Origin of the sequence: Leucobacter soli (assembly GCF_042659205.1) — a bacterium.
In the GTDB taxonomy this organism is placed as follows: Bacteria; Actinomycetota; Actinomycetes; order Actinomycetales; family Microbacteriaceae; genus Leucobacter; species Leucobacter soli.
The window spans coordinates 1-755 of record NZ_JBHSRW010000452.1 but is presented as its reverse complement, the minus strand read 5'-3'; the positions used below and the strand labels follow the sequence as shown (position 1 = coordinate 755).

The window sequence follows — 755 nt, the reverse complement described above, 5'->3', positions numbered from 1 at the left end:
GGGCTCGACGGTTCGGCGCGCGGTTCGGCCGGCTTTGCCGTGCGGATGCGGGCCCGGCGGGAGGCGCTCGCCGCAGCGATCGGGACGATCCCGGACCGATCCGATGCACCCCTCGTCACCCCGCACGGCGACTTCCACGTCGGCCAGATCCTGCGCACCGGCGACGGCCGCTATCTGGTGCTGGACTTCGACGGCGACCCGCAGTGGGGCCCCGAGCAGCGGTTCCGCCCCGACGGCGCCGCACGCGATGTCGCCCACATGCTCGTCTCCATCGATCTCGTGGCCGCCGTCGTGCAGCGACGCCTGGGCGGCCCCGACGAGCGGGCGTGGAGCTGGGCGGACTCGGCGAAGCAGGGGTTCCTCGAGGCCTACGAAGCCGTGGCCGGGAGCGAGATGCTCGATGCCGCGGCCGTCCCCGGCCTCGTGGCCGAGCAGCTGCTGATCGAGCTCGCCTACGCCGAGCGGTTCCTCCCCGAGTGGAGGTACGCGCCCGACGGCGCGATCACCCGTCGCTATGCGAGCCGCCGAGCCGCGAACGAGCGATCCGCGAACGACCGTGCTGAAAACGACAGCACTGAAAACGACCGAACTGAAGACTACGACGAGACGGAGCCGCCATGGATCCCGCCAGCTTCACCGACGACCTGAACCGCCTGCCCGAGCGCCTCGGCGCCCTCGCGGAGCTCCTCGACGCGGGCCTGCCGGGCCTCGAGGAGGCCGAGCGCATCGGTGCCGTCGCGTCCGCCCGCGCCGGG

Annotated in this window: 1 pseudogene; it reads left to right on the top strand. The window is 73.0% G+C overall.

From position 1 onward, the window contains the following. Positions 1–648, top strand: a pseudogene (locus ACFPZL_RS13895) (hypothetical protein); the annotation flags it as partial. Between the last annotated feature and the right edge of the window lie 107 nt (positions 649–755).